The organism is Nocardia sp. NPDC051750, from assembly GCF_044453135.1.
Taxonomy (GTDB): Bacteria; Actinomycetota; Actinomycetes; order Mycobacteriales; family Mycobacteriaceae; genus Nocardia.
This window is the reverse complement of sequence record NZ_JBITCK010000002.1, coordinates 20,617-40,338: the sequence shown is the minus strand read 5'-3', so window position 1 is coordinate 40,338 and position 19,722 is coordinate 20,617. Positions and strand designations below refer to the sequence as shown.

General features: G+C 68.2%; 25 protein-coding genes. 13 read left to right on the top strand and 12 right to left on the bottom strand.

The window, feature by feature from the left end; all coding sequences use genetic code 11:
- Positions 1-6: 6 nt before the first annotated feature.
- The 3 genes from ACIA75_RS07480 to ACIA75_RS07470 form a co-directional block, all read right to left on the bottom strand.
- Positions 7-873 (bottom strand): MlaE family ABC transporter permease, encoded by an 867-nt coding sequence (locus ACIA75_RS07480; protein ID WP_397101126.1) that lies wholly within the window; start codon positions 871-873, stop codon positions 7-9.
- Complete coding sequence (locus ACIA75_RS07475) at positions 873-1,772, bottom strand: MlaE family ABC transporter permease (protein WP_397101124.1); 900 nt, start codon at positions 1,770-1,772, stop codon at positions 873-875. Before ACIA75_RS07475 ends, ACIA75_RS07480 begins: the two co-directional genes overlap by 1 nt.
- A gap of 297 nt (positions 1,773-2,069) precedes the next feature.
- A complete protein-coding gene (locus ACIA75_RS07470; RefSeq protein ID WP_397101122.1) occupies positions 2,070-2,465 on the bottom strand; it encodes a nitroreductase/quinone reductase family protein in 396 nt (131 codons plus the stop codon).
- Positions 2,466-2,572: 107 nt separating this feature from the next.
- On the opposite strand from ACIA75_RS07470, the gene ACIA75_RS07465 reads away from it, so the two are divergent.
- From ACIA75_RS07465 to ACIA75_RS07455, 3 genes are all read left to right on the top strand, one after another.
- Positions 2,573-3,244: a phosphate signaling complex PhoU family protein gene (locus ACIA75_RS07465; RefSeq protein ID WP_397101120.1), complete on the top strand. Its 672-nt coding sequence runs from the start codon at positions 2,573-2,575 to the stop codon at positions 3,242-3,244.
- A gap of 524 nt (positions 3,245-3,768) precedes the next feature.
- Entirely contained in the window at positions 3,769-4,554 is a 786-nt protein-coding gene (locus ACIA75_RS07460; protein WP_397101118.1) for an HNH endonuclease family protein, read from the top strand.
- A gap of 35 nt (positions 4,555-4,589) precedes the next feature.
- Positions 4,590-4,814 carry a hypothetical protein gene (locus tag ACIA75_RS07455; protein WP_397101116.1) on the top strand — a complete coding sequence of 75 codons (225 nt, stop codon included), beginning with the start codon at positions 4,590-4,592 and terminating at the stop codon, positions 4,812-4,814.
- A 19-nt stretch (positions 4,815-4,833) separates the two neighbouring features.
- Here ACIA75_RS07455 and ACIA75_RS07450 read toward each other — a convergent pair whose 3' ends face one another.
- The 6 genes from ACIA75_RS07450 to ACIA75_RS07425 all read right to left on the bottom strand — a co-directional run bounded on the left by ACIA75_RS07450 (position 4,834) and on the right by ACIA75_RS07425 (position 9,764).
- Positions 4,834-5,139, bottom strand: coding sequence for a hypothetical protein (locus ACIA75_RS07450; RefSeq protein ID WP_397101114.1), 306 nt, complete (start codon positions 5,137-5,139; stop codon positions 4,834-4,836).
- Positions 5,140-5,235: 96 nt separating this feature from the next.
- On the bottom strand, positions 5,236-6,417 hold the full coding sequence (locus ACIA75_RS07445; RefSeq protein WP_397101112.1) for an FAD-dependent monooxygenase: 1,182 nt from the start codon (positions 6,415-6,417) through the stop codon (positions 5,236-5,238).
- A 185-nt stretch (positions 6,418-6,602) separates the two neighbouring features.
- Positions 6,603-7,262, bottom strand: coding sequence for a PadR family transcriptional regulator (locus ACIA75_RS07440; RefSeq protein WP_397101110.1), 660 nt, complete (start codon positions 7,260-7,262; stop codon positions 6,603-6,605).
- Between the two features lie 207 nt (positions 7,263-7,469).
- Positions 7,470-7,805 carry an MmcQ/YjbR family DNA-binding protein gene (locus ACIA75_RS07435; RefSeq protein WP_397101108.1) on the bottom strand — a complete coding sequence of 112 codons (336 nt, stop codon included), beginning with the start codon at positions 7,803-7,805 and terminating at the stop codon, positions 7,470-7,472.
- A gap of 51 nt (positions 7,806-7,856) precedes the next feature.
- Complete coding sequence (locus tag ACIA75_RS07430; RefSeq protein WP_397101106.1) at positions 7,857-8,426, bottom strand: isochorismatase family protein; 570 nt, start codon at positions 8,424-8,426, stop codon at positions 7,857-7,859.
- A gap of 27 nt (positions 8,427-8,453) precedes the next feature.
- Positions 8,454-9,764, bottom strand: a complete 1,311-nt coding sequence (locus ACIA75_RS07425) for a nicotinate phosphoribosyltransferase (RefSeq protein WP_397101104.1) — start codon at positions 9,762-9,764, stop codon at positions 8,454-8,456.
- A gap of 195 nt (positions 9,765-9,959) precedes the next feature.
- Here ACIA75_RS07425 and clpS point away from each other — a divergent pair, with 195 nt between their 5' ends.
- The 10 genes from clpS (at position 9,960) to rdgB (ending at position 17,587) form a co-directional block, all read left to right on the top strand.
- Positions 9,960-10,322, top strand: a complete 363-nt coding sequence (gene clpS / locus ACIA75_RS07420; RefSeq protein ID WP_397101102.1) for an ATP-dependent Clp protease adapter ClpS — start codon at positions 9,960-9,962, stop codon at positions 10,320-10,322.
- A 21-nt stretch (positions 10,323-10,343) separates the two neighbouring features.
- Complete coding sequence (locus ACIA75_RS07415) at positions 10,344-10,913, top strand: DUF2017 domain-containing protein (RefSeq protein WP_397101100.1); 570 nt, start codon at positions 10,344-10,346, stop codon at positions 10,911-10,913.
- Entirely contained in the window at positions 10,910-11,971 is a 1,062-nt protein-coding gene (locus ACIA75_RS07410) for a P1 family peptidase (RefSeq protein WP_397101098.1), read from the top strand. Before ACIA75_RS07415 ends, ACIA75_RS07410 begins: the two co-directional genes overlap by 4 nt.
- 481 nt (positions 11,972-12,452) lie before the next feature.
- On the top strand, positions 12,453-12,875 hold the full coding sequence (locus tag ACIA75_RS07405; protein ID WP_397101096.1) for a Mov34/MPN/PAD-1 family protein: 423 nt from the start codon (positions 12,453-12,455) through the stop codon (positions 12,873-12,875).
- 40 nt (positions 12,876-12,915) lie between these two features.
- Positions 12,916-13,191, top strand: a complete 276-nt coding sequence (locus tag ACIA75_RS07400; RefSeq protein ID WP_397101094.1) for a MoaD/ThiS family protein — start codon at positions 12,916-12,918, stop codon at positions 13,189-13,191.
- Between the two features lie 7 nt (positions 13,192-13,198).
- On the top strand, positions 13,199-14,161 hold the full coding sequence (locus tag ACIA75_RS07395) for a PLP-dependent cysteine synthase family protein (RefSeq protein WP_397101092.1): 963 nt from the start codon (positions 13,199-13,201) through the stop codon (positions 14,159-14,161).
- A gap of 356 nt (positions 14,162-14,517) precedes the next feature.
- Positions 14,518-15,240 carry a rhomboid family intramembrane serine protease gene (locus tag ACIA75_RS07390; RefSeq protein ID WP_397101090.1) on the top strand — a complete coding sequence of 241 codons (723 nt, stop codon included), beginning with the start codon at positions 14,518-14,520 and terminating at the stop codon, positions 15,238-15,240.
- Positions 15,241-15,309: 69 nt separating this feature from the next.
- Positions 15,310-16,074: a cyclic nucleotide-degrading phosphodiesterase gene (locus ACIA75_RS07385; RefSeq protein WP_397101088.1), complete on the top strand. Its 765-nt coding sequence runs from the start codon at positions 15,310-15,312 to the stop codon at positions 16,072-16,074.
- A gap of 131 nt (positions 16,075-16,205) precedes the next feature.
- Positions 16,206-16,979: a ribonuclease PH gene (gene rph / locus ACIA75_RS07380; RefSeq protein ID WP_397101086.1), complete on the top strand. Its 774-nt coding sequence runs from the start codon at positions 16,206-16,208 to the stop codon at positions 16,977-16,979.
- The gene (gene rdgB, locus ACIA75_RS07375) at positions 16,979-17,587 is read left to right on the top strand and encodes an RdgB/HAM1 family non-canonical purine NTP pyrophosphatase (protein WP_397101084.1); all 609 of its coding nucleotides are present in this window, start codon (positions 16,979-16,981) and stop codon (positions 17,585-17,587) included. The genes rph and rdgB overlap by 1 nt, the downstream gene beginning before the upstream one ends.
- Positions 17,588-17,753: 166 nt before the next feature.
- Here the strand turns inward: rdgB and ACIA75_RS07370 are convergent, their stop codons facing one another.
- The 3 genes from ACIA75_RS07370 to ACIA75_RS07360 all read right to left on the bottom strand — a co-directional run bounded on the left by ACIA75_RS07370 (position 17,754) and on the right by ACIA75_RS07360 (position 19,604).
- Entirely contained in the window at positions 17,754-18,119 is a 366-nt protein-coding gene (locus ACIA75_RS07370; RefSeq protein ID WP_397101082.1) for a DUF3817 domain-containing protein, read from the bottom strand.
- Positions 18,116-18,655 carry a transcriptional regulator gene (locus ACIA75_RS07365; protein WP_397101080.1) on the bottom strand — a complete coding sequence of 180 codons (540 nt, stop codon included), beginning with the start codon at positions 18,653-18,655 and terminating at the stop codon, positions 18,116-18,118. Before ACIA75_RS07365 ends, ACIA75_RS07370 begins: the two co-directional genes overlap by 4 nt.
- Before the next feature lie 73 nt (positions 18,656-18,728).
- The gene (locus tag ACIA75_RS07360; RefSeq protein ID WP_397101078.1) at positions 18,729-19,604 is read right to left on the bottom strand and encodes an oxidoreductase; all 876 of its coding nucleotides are present in this window, start codon (positions 19,602-19,604) and stop codon (positions 18,729-18,731) included.
- Positions 19,605-19,722: the final 118 nt, after the last annotated feature.

Genomic DNA, 19,722 nt, shown 5'->3' with positions numbered 1-19,722 from the left:
CTGTCCCTATCCCGTGAAGCTGATCGCCGAGTTGAATCCCCACAGCACGATCGTCAGGACCATGTCGATGGCGATGATGGCGACGAAACTGGCACGTACGGCCCGGCCCGAGGCGATACCGACACCTTCGGGCCCGCCGGTGGCGAAGAATCCGTAGTAGCTGTGCACGCAGATCACCACGATGCCGAACACCGCGACCTTCACCGTGGCCGCGATGATGTCGAACCCGGCGATGAACTGGAAGAAATAGTGGTCGTAGACCCCGGCGGACTGGCCGTGCACGAGGGTGATCAGCCCGCGGCAGGCGAAGTAGGAGCCGATCAGCGCGATCAGAAAGGTCGGGACGATGGCAATCGCGCCGGCGATGACCCGGGTGGTCACCACGAACGGCACCGACCGCAGCCCGAGGGCCTCGATGGCGTCGATTTCCTCGGAGATGCGCATCGACCCGATCTCCGCGGTGATCCGGCAGCCGGCCTGCGCGGCGAAACCCACCGCGGCGGCGATGGGCGCCAGTTCGCGGGTGGTCGCGAAGGCGGACACGATGCCGGTGACCGGCCCCATCCCCAGCATGTCCAGGGTGGCGAAGGATTCCACACCGATCGACGCGCCGATCACCACGCCGAGCACGATCATCATGGGCACGGTCCCGCCGCCGACGATCACCGATCCGCGGCCCCAGGTCATATTCGTGATGACGCGCAGCGTTTCGCCCCGGTAGCGGCGCAGCGCCAGCGGAATCGAGGAGAGCACCTGCCAGCAGAACACCATGACGAATCCCAGCGAATCCACCGCGCCCAGAATCCGGCTGCCGCGCCGGAAATAGCGCGCGACGAGTCCGAACCCCTTCGGGGCGTACGAGGTCGCCGCCATCACGCCAGCCTGGTGGGCAGGAACATCGCGGTCACCTGGGTCATCGCCAGATTGACGATCACGATCGACACCACCGACAGCACCACCGCGGCGTTCACCGCGTCGGCCACGCCGCGCGGGCCGCCCTTGGCCTCGAGTCCGCGCTGGCAGGCGATGATCACCACCAGGAACCCGAAGATCAGTGCCTTGAGCAGCGAGACCCAGACGTCGGCGGCGGTGGTGAACGATCCGAAGGTGGCCCAGTAGGAACCGGGCGTCACGCCCTGCCCGCCGATGGCCACCAGATATCCGGCGACGATGCCGACGAAGATCACCAGGATGTTCAGCAGCGGGGCGACGAGCAGCATCGCCACCATGCGGGGGATCACCAGCCGATGCACCGGGCTGATCCCCATGGTGTGCAGGGCGTCGATTTCCTCCCGGATCGTACGGGCGCCCAGGTCGGCCGCGATGGCCGCGGCCCCGGCGCCGCCGAGCAGGAACCCGGTGGCCATGGGCGCGCCCTGTTTGATCACACCCAGACCTCCGGTGGCGCCGAGCAGTGAATCCGCGCCGAGATTGTGGATCAGGTTGCCGACCTGGACGGAGACGATCACACCGAACGGGATCGCCATCAGGATGGCCGGGAAGGCTGTCACGGTCACCAGGCGCCACGCCTGGACCAGCATCTCCTGCCATTGGAACCGGCCGCGCGCCAGGTCCGACACCGTGCCGGCCACCGATTCCTGCGCCATCCCGACGGCCCGGCCGAAGGTGCGCACGGAGGACACGATGGTGCCGGAGAAATTCTTGCCGACGATCTCCCGGGCGGATTCGGCCCGCCGCGTAGGCGGCGGGGTTCCGGCGGAATCGGTGCGGGGGCCCGAATCGATCGCCGCGGTCCGGCTCTCGGGAGTCATCGCCGAGATCCGCGTACCGCCGCGGCGGCACGCAATAGTGCGAAGTTCATGCGCTCAATCTCTCCGGTCCGGCATCGATGCCAACGGAGAGGAAGTTAATCGTTACGGGAGGTGACAAACAAATTCCCGGTGGTGTGACAGTCCGCACCGGAAATACACCGCGCACATCATCGACCGGAAATTGTGCGTATCGTCACTCGGCCCCCGAAGATATATGAGAACAGGTTCCACCGGGAATTCCACCGCGCGAAAGACGGGAATTCCGGGTATTTCGTCAGCCGCCCGGACAGACGCAGATCATTCATCCAAATCGACACGAATGGACAACAAATCAGTACCCATCACCCGCACCATTGCACTGTTGCCACGCGGTAGCGAGGCCAACCGGCGCACCGGATCGTCATCGGGTACCAGATGCGCAGTGCCGGAATACCATTCGCCGCGCAACCGCACCCGGACCCGGCCGTTCGCACGGATATTGCGCACATAGTGACTGCGGTCCCCGAACTCGGAGACGAACCAGAACTCGTTACCGCTACGACGACCGCCGATCGGGACCACGCGCGGCTCGCCGCTGACCCGGCCGGTTGTCTCCAGCAACTGCTGTACGGGCACTCGGCGGTTCAGCGGATTGGCCACCCGGCGCTGGATCGTGGTGACGATGCGATGTTTGATACTTCGCATATCGGTCATGTGGCGACGGTAACACCGGAGCCGGAAAGCCGCCCGCCGCGTGAACCGTGGCGAACGAATCGCCGGATCATTCGACCGATACGCGCACCATGGGTGACAATTCCCCCGTGCGAACTCAGTTCACCAACGAGCTCGTCGCGTTGACCGCGGATCTGACGCAGATGTGCCGCATCACCCACGAGGCGGCCGAACGTATGACCGACGCCCTCGTCGAGGCCGACCTCACCGCGACCTACGAGGTCTTCGCCCTCGACGAACGACTACAGACGATGTACGGCGCCTGCGAGGCGCGCACCGTCGTACTGCTGGCACTACAGGCGCCGGTGGCGCGCGACCTGCGCCATGTGGTGACCGCCATCCAGATCGCCGGTGAACTGTCCCGCATCGGCCATCTGTTCAGCCAGGTCGCCGATCAGGTGTACCGCAGCCATCCGGAGCCGATCGCCGCCGCGCCGGTCCTCGGCCTGCTCGGCGGAATGGCCGGACTCACCGCGGAAGCCACCGCCCGAGCCCAGCGTGCAGTCACCACGGGGCGGCACACCGCCGACTACGACGCCGGCGGGCAGGCCACCATGCAGGCGCTGAACCAGAAATTGCACGCCGCGCTGTCCACCGCGAACGACCCGACCGATACCGCCATCACCCTCGCCCTCATCGGCTACCAACTCACCTGCACCCTGGAGCACACCGACCGTATAGAGCGGTTGATCCATTTCCTGGACACGGGCGTCCCCCCGACGGCTCAAATCATCCCGGACGACGAGGCCGCCGACCGGTAGTCATGGCGAACTCGACCGGCACCCCCGGTTTCTCCCAATCATGGGAATTCCCTATGCTTTTCACGAACGTAGGCCGGTGGACACCGAACATTGACGAAATGTTCACCTGCCGCCATCCCTCGATACCTCCACAACGGGCCGGGTCAGCCCCGGTCGAAATACGTCACGACGAGCGCACTTCCGGCGCACGGGCAGTCACGGGGCTCCCCCTCATCAAGCCCCGCGTCCGCCCGCGCGGCAGCCGGTCCGGACAACCGGTCCGCGTATCGCGCCGGGCATCCGAGCCCTCGATCGTGGCAGGCCCACCCCCGAGTCGGCGCCGGCACGGCGACTCGGGGGTGGTGCCGGGGACCCGAATATGCCGAATCTCACACAGCGCAGTAGCTTCGAGTTAGCTGGGCGACCGGTAGCTTGACGCTCGGTACAACCCCGGAAACTCGGCAAGGAAATTCGTTGAAGCCCACAGCATATGAAGAAGATCCGGGCGTTTCGCCCATCTCCGCACGATTCGCGGAGGTGCCGCGATGAAATCGCTACTCTCCGTACTCCCCGCACCGCTCCGTAAGTTCGCCGCTGTCGCCGTGCCGATTCTGATCGTGGTGGTCCTGGCCGGCGGATATTTCCTCGAAGGGCGCGACAGCACCACAGCCCCGGCGGCCGGCGCGGCGAATGCCGTGAGCGGTTCCGCCGCCGAGGTCCGGTCCGCACTCGACCGGCTACCGGTGAAAGCCGAGGTCGGGATGGCGGGTTACAGCCGGGAAAAGTTCCCGCACTGGGACAACAACGAGGCCGAACACGGTTTCGGCCCGGAGTTCGCCCAGTACAGCAAATGCACCACTCGCGAGGTGATGATGCTGCGCGATGCCACCGGCGAGGTGAGCCTGGACGTGAAGACCTGCGATCTGAAGATCGGCAAGGGCGGCGGCTGGCAGGACGCCTACGGCGTCCTGGAGGCCAAGACGGGAAAACTGAAGCCCTACAAGTTCATCACCGCACCGTCGGGGGTGGACGCCGAACATATCGTGCCGCTCGCCGAGGCCTGGCGGTCCGGCGCCAAGGATCTGGATACCGATACCCGGCGCCGGATCGCCAACGACGCAGTGAACCTCATCGCCTCCGACCCCTCGGCCAACCGGTCCAAAGGCGATCAGGACCCCTCGGATTACCTGCCGCCGGGAAGTTTCCGGTGCGGATATATCTCGCACTACGTCCAGGTCAAGCTAAAGTACGGGCTGAGCGTCGATCAGGACGAGCAGACCGCACTGCGGACCGCGGTGGACGACTGCGTAAAACGAGGTGAGTTCAAATAGCCGAAGTCATCGAGTTGCCGAACAAAACGTCAGTGATGACCCGGGAGGCCGGGACGATCTCGGGCGCCCTGGATATCACCCTCGATCCCGGCGGTCACGGTCTGGTCCGCTACCGGGAAACCGAGGAGTGGTACACGATCGGCAATCTCGATGACACCCCACCCCGCACCTGGAAAACCTGCACCGAATTGGCGGAGGCCATAGCGAAGGGAACGGGTGCCCGCGACGCCGCGGGCAACACCATCCCGTTCGAGTGCTGAAAGTCCGGGTGCGGGGAGGTCATTCCCCTCCTCCGCCACCACCGCCCCCGCCGCCGCAACCTCCGCCGCCACCGCAGCCACTACTTCCGCTGCAGCCACCACCACCGCCGGCACCCCCGCCCCCGCCTCCGAGGAACCAGGGGCCCGCGGCCGCGGACCGCGACCTGGCACGCAGGGGCGCCCGGCTGCGCCGATACCGGCGCACGGCGGCCGTCACCCCCAGCACCCCGGACAGGACGAGAAGTCCTGCGCCCGCGGTGGTCCCGACGGTGTCCAGCAGAATGAGGCCCATCAGTGCGGTGGCCACAACCAAAAGGACGAGCACGATACCTCCCCGAATCCACTGCCCACTACGGGAGATATTACGTGGCGCCGGGATCTTTCCAGCCCTGAGAGTTTCCGGCCGCCGCGCGCGGCACGACTACACGTGCACCTCCCAATCGATGCGGTAACGCTGTTCGGTGCCGACCATCTTTTCCGGGTTCATCGTCCGGGCCATGATCGGCATGATCACCTGCATCATTTTGCGAGCCACAGGGCCGGGCGTTTTGCTGTGGTTGATCTTCGCGGCCCGGGCGGCCACGCGCTCCACCCGGGATCGGCGCAACTGCTCGTAGCTGGCAAACGCGGCCCGCGGGTCGGGGATATCACGGAGACAGCGGGCCAGTTGGATCGCACTCTCGATGGCCAGCGAAGCCCCCTGACCGGAACTGTTCGACGGCGCGTGCACCGCGTCGCCGACCAGCACCATGCGGTCGCGGTACCAGCGCGGCACCGGCGGCATGATGTGCAATGCCCCGGTGACCTCCAGTTGTTCCGGAGTGGTCGCGCGGGCCAGCGGGCCGCCCGGGTCATCCGCACCGTAGGTGTCGCGCAGGATCTCCAGCCAGCGCTGAGCCGGGACGTTCCGGGCCTCGGTCAGCGAAAGATACTGGGCGCTGGGCAGGTTCGCTCCCCAGCCGATCCTGCCGTCGCCGAGCGGCCAGTACAGGTAATAGGCACGCTTGCCGTAGGCGAAGACGATCGTCTCCGCCGGGGTGTCGATATCGCATTCGACCGTGGCACCGAATCCGAGCATCCCGGTGAATTCCGGCCCCGGGGCCTCGGGGTCGATCAGAGCCCGCACGGTGGAACGGATCCCGTCCGCGCCGACGAGCACATCGGCGGTGGCGGTGCTGCCGTCGGCGAACCGGGCAGTGACTCCCGCATCGGTCCGGTCGACCGCCACCAGGCGTTTACCGAATTCGACCGGCACACCGGCCGCGACGGCGCGCTCGTGCAATACCCGATGCAGTTCGGCGCGATCGACCAGTTGCATGGGCGGCTGATCCGGCAGGCTCGGCGCCGGGAGGAGTCTGCCACCGACGGACAGACTCATCCGCGGTACCGGCACGGCGATATCGCGGACGGCGTCGCCGGCGCCGATCACATCCAGGGCGGCCACGCCGTTCGGCGCCAGGGCCAGCCCGCTGCCGATTGTGAACGCGGGCCCCGGATAGGCCTCGTAGACGCGGGCCGCGATACCCGCTTTCCGCAGTGCGGTGGCCGCCACGGGCCCCGCTATTCCGCCGCCGATCACCAGCGCGGTGTCGATTCCGGACACAGGAGTACTCCTTGTTTTCGGCGCCGCCTCCGGCGGCGCAGGGTTCGGTGCCCTGCGTCTCGCAAACCCGTTATCCTGTGTTCTGCCAAACTCGCGGCTGGGTGTGCGTACGCGCGGGCACGGTCCGAGACGGTGAGCCGGTCTCGGTGGTGGTGTAGCCGCACCTCCATCGAGCCCGGTGTAATTCACTGGTCGCTGGGTCTATCAGCTCCCTCCACGTATTCGCGGGCCCGTGCCGTGTCCACACCGGACCCACTGGTATGCCACGACTGCCATTCCGCCTGGCCGGGGAAGGTTCCGTCGACAAGTTCCGCGCGCAGGGCCCGGGTCCATCCGGCCTCCGCCTCCAGGACCGCCAGCCCGTATTCGGATTCGATCAGGAACAGCCGGGGCAGGGTTGCGGCGAGCGCGGCGAACTCCTTCTTCACCTGCGCGATCTGCTCCTCCAGCACCGCGAGCCGCCGTCCCAGCAGCTGCGCCACCTCATCCGGGGGTAGCACCGACAAGATGGACAGGCCGGCGATATACCGCCCGTGTTCGGGCTCCGGCTCGGCGATCAGTTCCCGGGTCCAGTCCACGAGTTCGGCGCGGCCTGCCTCGGTGATCCGGTAGATCACCCGTTCGGGCCGCGCGCCGGCACGTTCGCTGCCCACCACCTCGAGGAAACCGGCCTTGGCCAGGTTCTGCACAACCGTGTACAGGGACCCCCATTTGATGTCCATATCGCGGTCTTTGCCGTACTCCCGCAGCCGCGCCGCGATCTGATAGCGGTGCATGGACTCGTCCTGCATCACCGCGAGCACGGCCAGGGCCAGCAGATTCGCCACCTTGCGCTGCTTCGCCATCGACCCTCCTTACTCGCATACGAATATACGCGTGCGAGTATTGAGGGACAACCGAGTGCGGCGAGCCCGTGGAGTTTCGGCGCCGCCTCATCTTCACGAGCGGCCTCGCTCGCTACCTTTTGCCGATCAGCGCACCGAAAACACAGCAACTTCGCCGCACGGACCGACCGCTTCGCCCTTCACGGTTCAGTGCGCGGAGCAGAGCCGTCAATCACCGTCGAGGAGGTTCGGCGGCGCCGCCAATCTCCAGGAATCCTGGATTATGGCTCGCATCTCGTCGTGATCGTCGAGTGCCGCGAGACGGACCCGGACCCACGGGTTGCCGGCCTCATGGCCCGCGATCCAGAACTTGGCCGGTTCGGCGATCACCAATTCGTCGCGGTCGACGATCGGGCAGCGCACCGCCATCGACGTCTCGTCTTCCGGGAGAGTGAGGAAGAGCCGGCGCGCGACACGGAAAGTCGGCATCCCCCAGGTGAATTGCTCGGTGGTCTCCGGCAGCGACAGTGCATAGGCGCGCGCATCATCCCCGTTGGCGGTCATGGGCGAAATTCTGCCTCGCCGTACCGACACGGACCGCGGCGAGAGCCGGGGTCAGCCGCCGACTATCTCGCCGGAGAGTTCGATCCCGGCCCGATCGAGCTGGTGGAGAGCCGATTCGACAGTAGCCGGGGCGACGCCGGCGGTCAGGCCGAGCAGTACGCGGGTGGGGAAACCGGCCGCGGCCGCGTCCAAGGCGGTGGCACGGACGCAGTGGTCGGTGGCGATTCCGACGATATCCACGGCGGCGATATCGCGGTCGCGGAGCCAGTCGGCGAGCGCCGCGCCACCGCCCGACGCACCCTCGAATCCCGAGTAGGCGGCCGAGTATTCGCCCTTCGAGAAGACCTCCTGCACCGCGGCGGTGTCGAAGTCCGGGTGGAACTCCGCGCCCGGGGTGCCCACCCGGCAGTGCGGCGGCCAGCTGTCCACGAAATCCGGGGTATCGGAGAAATGCGCGCCCGGATCCACGTGGTAATCGCGAGTGGCCACCACCGCGTCGTAATCGGCGCTGCGCAGATACTCGCTGATCAGCCCCGCGACGCGGGCACCGCCCGATACCGCCAGGGAGCCGCCCTCGCAGAAATCGTTCTGCACATCCACCACGATCAGCGCGCGTTTCATACCCTCAGTTTCCTCCCCGCCGCCGGGTCAGGCCACAAATGTGGTGGGGACCGCCGGGTCACCGTCCGACAGCTTCAGCCCCTCCCAGGGCAGGCTCACCAGCCCGCGGGCCACCAGCTCCCGGGAATCGGCGAGCGCGGGACGGTCGAGCACCTCCCCGCCGCGAACCAGCGGGACCATCAGATCGCGGACGTCGAGTCCGCCCGCATCGGGATACCGGCCGGTCGCCGGGTAGACGATCTCCTCGAGGATCGTCCCGGTCGACCGCGCCAGTCGCACCGCCCGCTTCGCACCACCCCGCGACTCCTTGTGGCTGGACCGTTTGGCCACCGGCACACCGTCGACCTCGACCAGTTTGTACACCATGCCCGCGGTCGGGGCGCCCGAGCCGATCACCAGCTGGGTGCCCACCCCGTAGGCGTCGACGGGTTCGGCCCGCAGGGCCGCGATCGCGTATTCGTCGAGGTCACCGGACACCACGATCCGGGTGTCGCGGGCCCCGAGATCGTCGAGTTGCCCGCGGACCTGCCGGGCCAGCACACCCAGATCACCGGAGTCGATCCGGACAGCGCCCAGCTCCGGCCCGGCCACCTGCACGGCCAGCTCCACACCGCGGGTTATATCGAAGGTATCGACCAGCAGGGTGGTACCCGCCCCCAGCGCCGCGACCTGGCTGCGGAAAGCCTCGATCTCGTGCTCGCCGTCGGAGCCGCTGTGCACCAGCGTGAACGCGTGCGCACTGGTCCCCGCACCCGGCACGCCGTAGCGGCGCACGGCCTCCAGGTTGGACGTCGCGTGGAAACCGGCCAGATACGCCGCCCGCGCGCTGGCCGGGGCGGCCTGTTCATGGGTGCGCCGCGACCCCATCTCGATCATGCGGCGCCCGCCCGCCGCGCTCACCATCCGCGCGGCCGCGGACGCGACCGCGCTGTCGTGGTTCAGCACCGACAGCGCGAGCGTCTCCAGCAACACGCATTCGGCGAAACTACCGGTCACCGACAGGATCGGTGACCCCGGAAAATACAGCTCGCCCTCCGGATAGCCGTCGATATCGCCGGTGAAACGGTATTCCCGCAGCCAGTCGACGGTCGCGGTGTTGAGGAACCCGGCGGCGATTTCCAGCTCCGCGTCGCCGAACCGGAAACGGGCGAGATCGTCGAGAAGCCGGCCGGTACCGGCCACCACGCCGTAGCGGCGGCCGTGCGGCAACCGCCGGGCGAACACCTCGAAGGTGCAGCGCCGAGCCGCCGAACCGTCGGCGAGCGAGGCTGCCAGCATGGTGAGCTCATATTGGTCGGTCAGCAGGGCGGTACTGCCGGCCGTATCGCGCGGGTCCACGGTTGTTCACTGTAAACAGGCCAGGCCCGGGCGCGCGGAAAGCGTCCGCCGCGGTCGATCCGGCGAGGCGGCCCGCGCGCAGCGTTCCGGCAGCGTGCCGCAGGTTTCGCGCGGTGCCTGTAGCACCCCGGCGACAGGCGTATTGTTGCTGCTCCGGGTGTTGTGAATTACTCCGCGAGTCGTACCCTTGGTTTCATGGCCTTGTGCAACACAGCACCCCGCTCCCGGACGATCGAGGTCCGCGCCGGCGCCCCGCGCGCCGCGTTGTCGGCGGCACAGGCGACCCCCGAGGCTGTGGAAGCCACCGAGATCCTGGAGGCGGAGGACCGCCCGTGGGTCACGGTGGTCTGGGACGATCCGGTCAACCTCATGCACTACGTCGCCTACATATTCCAGAAGCTGTTCGGCTACAGCAAAGCCAAGGCGACCGAATTGATGCTCAAGGTGCACAACGAGGGCAAAGCGGTCGTATCGTCCGGTTCGCGGGACAAAATGGAACAGGATGTCCGCCGGCTGCACGCGGCCGGGCTGTGGGCGACCATGCAACGAGACGACTGATCGGACGGTTACCGTAGCGACGTGCGTAAATGGAGCCGGAAGAACTCATTGAGCGGTCTCAAACTGCGGTCGGAGATGGACGCGCGCGAAGCGAGCGTACTGCGCTCGCTGGTGGGCGCGGTGTCCGGACTGCTGGGCGAGCGGGCGGCGTCGGCCCCCGAGGACGAGCTCGCCGCACTGACGGGTCTGCGCAGCGGGAACACCATCCCGCCGGACGATCCGCGACTCGCCCGGCTGCTGCCCGAATTCCATCGCGCCGAACCCGGTTCCCCCGACGCGGATCGCGCCGACCTCAACAGCGCCCTGCGCGGACTCCACGAACCGGAGATCATCGACGACAAACTGGCGGCCGCCGGTGTCGTGCTGCGCACGCTGCCCGAGGAGGGCGGCAAGATCGCGCTCACCCCGGAGGAAGCCGATGCCTGGCTCACCGCGCTGACCGATGTCCGGCTTGCTCTGGGAGTGGTTCTGGAAATCGACGCCGACACCCCGGAGCAGTTCCCGCCCGACGATCCCCGCGCCCCGCACCTGGACGTGTACCACTGGCTCACCTGGATGCAGGATTCCCTCCTGCAGGCGATGGCCCCGTGACCGGCGCACCCGGACCGCGTAACGCGCTCACCGATGTTTCCGGCCTCCTGGTCGGCCATCATCATGTCCTCGATCCGGACGCCACCCGCGGTTCCGGCGCCGCCACCGGCAGTACGGTGGTCCGAGCGCCGGGCGGGGCGGTCGCTGCGGTGGATGTGCGCGGCGGCGGCCCCGGCACCCGGGAAACCGACCTCCTCGACCCCTCGAACACAGTGCGGCACGCGCACGCGATTCTGCTCACCGGCGGTAGCGCCTACGGTCTCGCCGCCGCGGACGGCGTGATGCGCTGGCTGGAGGAACACGGCGAGGGCATCCCGATGTCCCCGGACGATCCCGGCCGGGTGGTGCCGATCGTGCCCGGCGCCGTGATCTTCGATCTGCCCGTCGGCGACTGGTACACCAGGCCCACGCCCGAATTCGGTTACCACGCCGCCGAAGCCGCCGGGCCCGATTTCCTGCGCGGCTGCGTCGGCGCCGGCGTGGGCGCCCAGGCGGGAGCACTCAAGGGCGGGATCGGCAGCGCGAGTATCCGATTCACCGAGGGTGTGGCGGCCGGGATCACGGTGGGCGCACTGGTGGTCGCGAACCCGGTCGGCTCGGTTTTCGACCCGCGCACCGGACTGCCGTGGGGTACCGGCACCGACGGGTCCGAGTTCGCCGGGCTCCGGCCGGCCACGGCGGAACAGCTGGCCACGGCCAACGCGCTTCCGGTGAAGAGCACGGTCCTCAACACCACGATCGGGGTGGTCGCCACCGACGCACCGCTGGACACGCTGGGCTGCCGACGGCTCGCCACCACCGCGCACGACGGTTTGGCGCGGGCAGTACGGCCGGCGCACTCCCCACTCGACGGCGACACCTTCTTCGCACTCGCGACCGGAACAGCGACACCGCCGGACCTCCCGGCGCTGCCAGGGGCATTCCCCGGGGATCTCCCCCTGATCGACGAACTGTGCACGGCAGCGGCGGTCTGTGTAGAGCGGGCTGTGGTCGACGCGATTCTCTCGGCGGTTTCGGTGGCCGGTATCCCCGCGTACAGCGACTTGTTCGGGTCTTGATCGCGCCCGGAGCCGGCCGGCATGGAGTCGGCGGACCGACCCGTGGATAAGCGGGCGGGCCTGTCCCGGAAGGACGGGTGTGAACGTGCCCGCGGAGGCGGACCTGAGCTGGACCGTGAAGGCTCGTGGCTGTGTTATCGGCGCGCCGGCGTACGCGGGGGTTTGGGCCCCCTTGGGCCTGCCGTCCGCCCTCGAGACTCGAGCCTGCGGCGCATGCGCTTCGAGGACGGACGGCAGGCGGGGCTAAAACCTCCGGGGCCTCGCTGAACTCGGCCGTTGGTGGGCATGTCTGGTTGTGAAGGCCGCACTGGGAGCTCGGCGCGGGATGCGGTTCCCGCATGGTTGGCTATTCGGGGTGCCGAGGGCCGGCCGGCTCGGCGACGGGGGGCATGCGGTGGTCCGGGAATAGGCGAATATCCTCGGTGGTTGTCGGCTGTGATGGGTCGGCGACGGCCGAGACGATAGGCGGAGAGGTTCGATTGTGCTCGTGATCAGGGCCGACCTTGTGGATTCCATGGTGGCGCACGCACGCGCCGACCATCCCGACGAGGCCTGCGGCATCATCGCCGGGCCCGAGGGGTCGGACCGGCCGGAACGTTTCGTGGCGATGATCAACGCCGAGCGGTCGCCGACCTTCTACCGGTTCGATTCCGGTGAGCAGCTGAAGGTATGGCGCGCGATGGACGATGCCGACGAGGAGCCGGTGGTGATCTACCACTCGCATACCGCCACCGAGGCCTACCCGAGCCGCACCGATATCTCCTACGCCTCCGAGCCGAACGCGCACTACGTCCTGATCTCCACCCGCGACCCGGAGCAGCACGAACTGCGCAGCTACCGGATCCTCGAGGGTGAGGTCACCGAGGAGCCGGTACAGATCGTCGCCGCCTACCAGTCCGCCTGACCACCACGATTTCCGACAGACAACACAGCGAGGAGCACCCATGCCGGTCACCGTGTCCATCCCGACCATCATGCGCACCCACACCGGGGGCGAGAAACGCGTCGAGGCCAAGGGGTCCACGCTCGCCGCGGTGATCGAGGATCTGGAGACCAACCATCCCGGTCTGGCCGAGCGGCTGCTCAACGAGGGCAAACTGAATCGCTACGTGAATATCTACGTCGACGACGAGGATGTCCGGTTCTCCGGCGGCCTGGAGACCGCGGTGGGCGAAGGCGCGACAGTGACGATCCTGCCGGCCGTCGCGGGCGGGGCCTGACGGACCCGTGGCACGCTACGAATCCCTGATCGCCACCCTCGGCAATACGCCGCTGGTCGGTCTGCGCAACCTCTCCCCGCAATGGGAGGGCGACCTGCCGGTGCGCCTGTGGGCCAAACTCGAGGACCGCAATCCCACCGGCTCCATCAAGGACCGTCCGGCCCTGCGCATGATCGAACAGGCCGAAGCCGACGGACGGCTCACCCCCGGCTGCACGATCCTGGAGCCCACCAGCGGCAATACCGGGATCTCGCTGGCCATGGCCGCGAAACTCAAGGGCTATCGCCTGGTGTGCGTGATGCCGGAGAACACCTCGGTGGAGCGGCGTCAGCTGCTCACCATGTTCGGCGCCGAGATCATCGATTCGCCCGCGGCCGGCGGCTCCAACCAGGCCGTGGCCAGGGCCAAGGAGATCGCCGCCGCGAACCCGGACTGGGTGATGCTGTACCAGTACGGCAACCCGGCCAACGCGCTGGCGCATTACGAGACGACGGGTCCGGAGATCCTGGCGGATCTGCCCGAGATCACCCATTTCGTCGCCGGTCTGGGCACCACCGGCACCCTGATGGGGACCGGCCGGTTCCTGCGGGAGAAGGTTCCCGGTATCGAGATCGTCGCCGCGGAACCCCGTTATGGCGAGCTGGTCTACGGACTGCGCAATATCGATGAGGGTTTCATTCCGGAGCTGTACGACGAATCCGTGCTGACCAGCCGGTTCTCCGTGGGCCCCTACGACGCTGTCCGCCGGACCCGCGAACTGGTCCTCGAGGAGGGCATCTTCGCCGGTATCTCCACTGGCGCGATCCTGCACGCCGCACTCGGCGTCGCCCGCAAGGCCGTCGCCGCCGGTATCCGGGCCGATATCGCTTTCGTCGTCGCCGACGGCGGCTGGAAGTACCTGTCCACCGGGGCATACGACGGCACGCTCGAAGAGGCCGAGGAGCGCCTCGACGGCCAGCTCTGGGCTTGAGCTGTGTTTTCGGCGCACTGGCGCGCGTGGTTCGGCCCCGCCGAGCTCGTCACCAGCGGCTGAGCGCGTCGGATCCGGGTGTCAGCCACCCCTCTGTCCGCACGGGACCTGACCCGTTTCTGTGCATGCGGTGGGTCGGCATCCGGTGGTTCGGGGCCCGTCCCGCCGGAGGCGGCGCAAATAAACACAGCGCAACGGCGGAGAGCGAGCCCGGGTTCGGAACCTACGGTGGGGTGAACCTGGGCCCACAGGATCCGTGGCCGTGCCTGCCCCTGCGACGCCGGAATTCCGCCCTGAAACACCAGTACTCTCGATAGCAGTGCGCCGGGCAGCTCGGCGCCCTGAGGAGGATGGTCATGACCGGTGGCGCACCGCTGGGAGCTTCATTCGATCCCGACCGCATATCCGCACTCCGGCCCGCTACCGGCGGCCCGTCCGCTCCCGGATCACCGGGTGACCGGTCCCGCTTCGCCGCCACCCGGCGCAACTGGGCGCGGGCCGGGGTGCTGGTGGGCGCTTTCGTCATTCTGCTCTATCTGATCGAGTCGGTGGACTCGCTGATCGACTACTGCCTCGACTGCTCGGCCGGGATCAAGCCGCGCGCGGTGGACGGCCTGGACGGCATCCTGTTCGCTCCGCTGCTGCACGGCAGCTGGGATCATCTGATCGGCAACACCCTGCCGGTGCTGATCCTCGGCTTCCTGACCCTGGCCACCGGTATCCGGCGGGGACTGGCCGCCACCGCGATCGTCTGGCTGGTGGCCGGTGTGGGCACGTGGCTCACCGGCGGGTCCTACTCCGTGCACATCGGCGCGTCGTCGCTGGTCTTCGGCTGGCTCACCTACCTGATCTGCCGCGGCGTGTTCGCCCGGCAGGCCGGCCAGATCGTGCTCGGCCTGGTGGTACTCGTCTGCTACGGCTCCCTGCTGTGGGGCGTCCTCCCAGGTCAAGACGGAATCTCCTGGCAGGGCCACCTTTTCGGCGCGATGGGTGGACTGCTGGCCGGCTGGGTACTCTCCAGTGATGAACGTCGACACCGCCGTCAACTGCGCACCGGGCCGCCCGTCTCGCCTCGGTGACCGCGGATGCGGCCAGTATTTTCGGGGGATGCTGTCTTGAATCGGGAAACATCGTGGCAGCATGGGGACATGCGCCTCACGGTCCTCGGGTGCTCGGGCAGTGTGTCCGGCCCGGATTCCCCAGCGTCGGGATATCTGCTCACCGGTCCGGACATGTCGCCGGTCGTTATCGATTTCGGTCCGGGGATCCTCGGTGCACTGCAGCGATACGCCGACCCGGGTGAGGTCGACATCTTCCTCACTCATCTGCACGCCGACCACTGCCTGGACCTCCCCGGGCTGCTCGTCTGGCGTCGCTACCACCCGAGCCCGCCCACCGGGCAGGCGATCGTCCGCGGCCCGTCCGACGCGCCGGTGCGGATCGGCAATGCCTCGGCCGAGGTCGGCGGCGAATGCGACGACTGGTCCGATGTGATCGACTTCCGCCCGTGGGCGGACGGGGAAACCGTGGAGTTCGGTCCCGGTCATACCCTCACCGCGCGGCGGATGTTCCACCCGCCGGAGTCGTACGGTCTGCGGATCGTCACCGCCACGGGACGCACCTTCGTCTATACCGGTGACACCGCGGTCTGCCCGGCCGTCCAGGATCTGGCCCAGGGCGCCGACGTTCTGATGGCCGAGGCCTCGTGGACCCACGATCCCGCGAATCGTCCCGAGGGCATACACCTTTCGGGAACCGAAGCGGGCCGGATCGCCGCCACCGCCGGAGTCGGGGAACTGCTGCTCACCCATATCCCGCCGTGGACTTCCCGCGAGGATGTCATCGCCGAGGCCAAGGCCGAGTTCACCGGCCCGGTGCACGCCGTGACCCCCGGCGAGATCTTCGACCTGTAATTTCGGCGCGCCGCGCGGGGAATCGATCCCCGCGGCATCAAAACCTTCCGATGCCTCGGTGAACTCGGCGCCACAGCTGCGCACTCAGCCCCCGGCGCTTGCCGGCCAGGGTCCCCCACTACGCTGAGCGCGTGTCGAGACGAGCCGATGGCAGGGCGGACGACGAACTCCGCGAGGTACGGATAACCCGAGGTTTCACCACGCATCCGGCCGGTTCGGTGCTGGTCGAGTTCGGGCAGACGCGGGTAATGTGCACGGCCAGCGTCACCGAGGGCGTACCGCCCTGGCGGCGTGACTCCGGGTTGGGCTGGCTCACCGCCGAATACGCGATGCTGCCGGCCGCCACGCATACCCGCAGCGGCCGGGAATCGGTCAAGGGCAAAGTCGGCGGACGCACCCAGGAGATCAGCCGGCTGGTCGGCCGCTCGCTGCGCGCCTGTATCGACCTGGCCGCGATCGGCGAGAACACCATCGCCGTCGACTGCGATGTACTGCAGGCCGACGGTGGCACCCGCACGGCTGCGATCACCGGCGCCTACGTCGCGCTGGCCGATGCCGTCACCTATCTCGGTGCCGCGGGCGGCCTGGCCGATCCGCAGCCGATCTCCTGTGCGATCGCCGCGGTCAGTGTCGGCGTGGTGGACGGCCGGGTCCGGCTGGATCTGCCCTATGAGGAGGATTCCCGCGCCGAGGTCGATATGAACGTTGTCGCCACCGATACCGGGACCCTGGTCGAGATCCAGGGCACGGGTGAGGGGGCGACCTTCCCGCGGTCCACGCTCGACAAGCTGCTGGACTCCGCGCTGGCGGGTTGCGAGCGGCTGTTCGCCGTGCAGAAAGAAGCGCTCGCCCTCCCCTATCCCGGCGTGCTGCCCGAGACCCGCGAACCCGCCAAGAAGAAGTGATGTCCCGCCGGGTTCTGCTCGCTAGCCGTAACGCCAAGAAACTGAACGAACTGCGCCGGATCCTGGACGAAGCGGGAGTGTCCGGCCTGGACATCGTCGGGCTGGACGATGTCCCGGAGTACCCGGATGCGCCGGAAACCGGGGCGACGTTCGAGGAGAACGCGCTGGCCAAGGCGCGCGACGGGGCCGCGGCCACCCGATTGCCGTGTATCGCCGACGATTCCGGGATCGCGGTGGACGCGCTGAACGGGATGCCGGGCGTGCTGTCGGCTCGCTGGTCCGGCCGGCACGGCGACGATGCCGCGAACAACGCGCTTCTGCTGGCCCAACTGTCCGATGTTCCCGACGATCGCCGCGGCGCGTTTTTCGTCTCCGCGTGCGCGCTGGTGATCCCGGCCGGCGCCGAGATCGTGGTGCGCGGCGAATGGCCGGGAACCATCGCGCGGGCCCCACAGGGCGACGGCGGTTTCGGCTACGACCCCCTGTTCCATCCGGACGGCGGTGAACTCAGCGCGGCTCAGCTCACCCCGGCGGAAAAGGATGCGGCGTCCCACCGGGCGCGGGCGCTGGCCCAGCTACTACCGGCCCTCACCGCACTGGCCGGCTGAACCACACCGCCCGGCCGGGACCGCGCGGGCCCGGCGAACTGCACTGCCCACCGAATCGCACTGTCCGGCTGAGCTGAACCGCACCGGTCGGCCGCATTGTGCCGACCGCGCTCACTGTCCGGTCTCCAGCCGGCCGGGGCGCGGTAAGCGTCGGGGGCCGGCTCGGTCAGACGCCGAAATCGCGTTTGACCTGCTGGGTATTGCGATGTTCGACGAAGAACGAGAGCAGTGGAATCGTGCCCGCGAGCAGCGTGCCGACGGTACGTTTGATCGGCCAGCGCACCTTCACCGCGAGATCGGCGGTGAGGATCAGGTAGATGAAGTACGCCCAGCCGTGCACCATCGCGATCCAGGACGGGGTCTCGACCCCGAACCCGTACTGCGCGATCATCTCGGCGGTGAGCAGCAGCAGCCACAGACCGGTGGTCCAGGCGAGGACGCGGTAACGCAGCAGCGCGCCCGCGATCTTCCGGTCGCCTGCGGGCCGGGCCGCCACGGGCTCCGGGGTGGTGGTCTTCTCGCTGGCGGTCAACCCGCGCTCCTCTCAGAATCGCGGGCTTCGGTGCCCGCCTGGTCGCCCGCGGCATTCAACCGGGCCAGATAGCTGTTGTACTCGGCGAGCACCGGATCGGCGTCGCGGGCCGCGCGCGGACGTTCGGGCAGGAACCCGGCCGGTATCTCGCGCGGCTGCCGGGCCGCCGCGGTGCGGCGGCGGCCGGACAGCGCACCTGTCAGGCCGGCTGCCGGGCCCCGATCGGCGGGCGCCCCGGAACCGGCCGCGGCGGCTGTGTCCCGCGAACCGGCGGACCGGTCCGCGGTGTCCCCGGCCGGCGCCCGGTCGTCGTCCTCCGCCTCCCGCTCCAGCCGGACGAAGCGGAAGTAGGCGAACAGTGCGAATCCGGCGAACAGGGGCCATTGCATCGCGTAGCCGAGGTTCTGTGCCGTGCCGCTGGCCGAGGAGAACCGCTCCCACTGCCACCAGCCCAACGCCAGCGCGGCCACCGCGAGCACGGACACCAAGACGATCAGGGCCGGGCGATGCACGGTGTGACGGGGCGTTTCGGACACGGCTACCACGGTACCCGTCTACTACACCGGCCGTAGTGTGAGGTGGGCATCGTGACAACCCCGTCGTCCCCGGTCAGAACTTGTATACGACCCCGGTCATCCGCTCCGATTCTTCCCACAGCCGCCGCCACAGGTCCGTGTTCTTCGACAGCCGGGTCGACGGTGACGCTTGCACCGGGCCCTGGGACTGGAAGAGCCGGGTCGGACCCCAGTAGGTCTCCGGGTCGGCGTCCGGCATCGTCGCCGCGAACAGGGTGGAATGCGCCGCCTTCGCCGGCGCGTGCCCGACCAGCCGGATCACCGGTTTGCTGATCATGTCCAGCGGGGTTTCGGTGCGGGTGAACAGTTCGGTCGCCGAGACACCGGGATGGACACCGTAGGACCGTTTCTTCGACCCCGCCGCATCGAGCCGGCGCTGCAGTTCCCGCGCGAACATCAGGTTCGCGAGTTTGGCCTGCGCGTAGGCGAGGTTGCGCTGGTAGCGCCGGTGCTCGTAGTTCAGGTCGTCGACCCAGAACTTGGGGGTCTGCTTGTGGGCGATACTCGCCAGCGTCACCACGCGGTCGCGCATCCGGTCCAGCAGCAGGCCGGTGAGCGCGAAATGCCCCAGGTGATTCACGCCGAACTGGGTCTCGAAACCGTCCACCGTGCGCGAGAACGGCACGTTCATCAGACCCGCGTTGTTGATCAGTACATCGAATTCACCGGTGGCATCGGCGAATTCGCGGACCGAGGACAGGTCTGCCAGGTCGAGGCGGCGCACCTGGACATCGCCGCCGATCGTGTCGGCGACCTCCCGCGCCTTGTCGGTGTTGCGGCAGGCCATCACCACGGTGGCACCCTTGCGGGCCAGGACCTCGGTGGTCTCGGCACCGAGCCCGCCGTTGGCTCCGGTGACGACGAAGGTGCGCCCGTGCTGGTCGGGCATCTGATCAGGTTTCCACGCCATGAGCCGACCTTACTTCTGAGTAAGATCGCTGTGAAGTGCCACACCGGGCACCGGCCGAAGAAATGGCACGCGGAGAAGGCACGGTTCCCGACTCCGCGCACGGGTGTCGGTGCAGCGC

Coding starts and splice junctions, on each gene's coding strand:
- ACIA75_RS07390 (WP_397101090.1), top strand. CDS start 14,518: ATGACCGGTGGCGCACCGCTGGGAGCTTCATTCGATCCCGACCGCATA.
- ACIA75_RS07460 (WP_397101118.1), top strand. CDS start 3,769: ATGAAATCGCTACTCTCCGTACTCCCCGCACCGCTCCGTAAGTTCGCC.
- rdgB (WP_397101084.1), top strand. CDS start 16,979: ATGTCCCGCCGGGTTCTGCTCGCTAGCCGTAACGCCAAGAAACTGAAC.
- ACIA75_RS07435 (WP_397101108.1), bottom strand. CDS start 7,805: ATGACCGCCAACGGGGATGATGCGCGCGCCTATGCACTGTCGCTGCCG.
- ACIA75_RS07430 (WP_397101106.1), bottom strand. CDS start 8,426: ATGAAACGCGCGCTGATCGTGGTGGATGTGCAGAACGATTTCTGCGAG.
- ACIA75_RS07400 (WP_397101094.1), top strand. CDS start 12,916: ATGCCGGTCACCGTGTCCATCCCGACCATCATGCGCACCCACACCGGG.
- ACIA75_RS07360 (WP_397101078.1), bottom strand. CDS start 19,604: ATGGCGTGGAAACCTGATCAGATGCCCGACCAGCACGGGCGCACCTTC.
- ACIA75_RS07480 (WP_397101126.1), bottom strand. CDS start 873: ATGGCGGCGACCTCGTACGCCCCGAAGGGGTTCGGACTCGTCGCGCGC.
- clpS (WP_397101102.1), top strand. CDS start 9,960: ATGGCCTTGTGCAACACAGCACCCCGCTCCCGGACGATCGAGGTCCGC.
- ACIA75_RS07470 (WP_397101122.1), bottom strand. CDS start 2,465: ATGACCGATATGCGAAGTATCAAACATCGCATCGTCACCACGATCCAG.
- ACIA75_RS07455 (WP_397101116.1), top strand. CDS start 4,590: ATGACCCGGGAGGCCGGGACGATCTCGGGCGCCCTGGATATCACCCTC.
- ACIA75_RS07440 (WP_397101110.1), bottom strand. CDS start 7,262: ATGGCGAAGCAGCGCAAGGTGGCGAATCTGCTGGCCCTGGCCGTGCTC.
- ACIA75_RS07385 (WP_397101088.1), top strand. CDS start 15,310: ATGCGCCTCACGGTCCTCGGGTGCTCGGGCAGTGTGTCCGGCCCGGAT.
- ACIA75_RS07475 (WP_397101124.1), bottom strand. CDS start 1,772: ATGACTCCCGAGAGCCGGACCGCGGCGATCGATTCGGGCCCCCGCACC.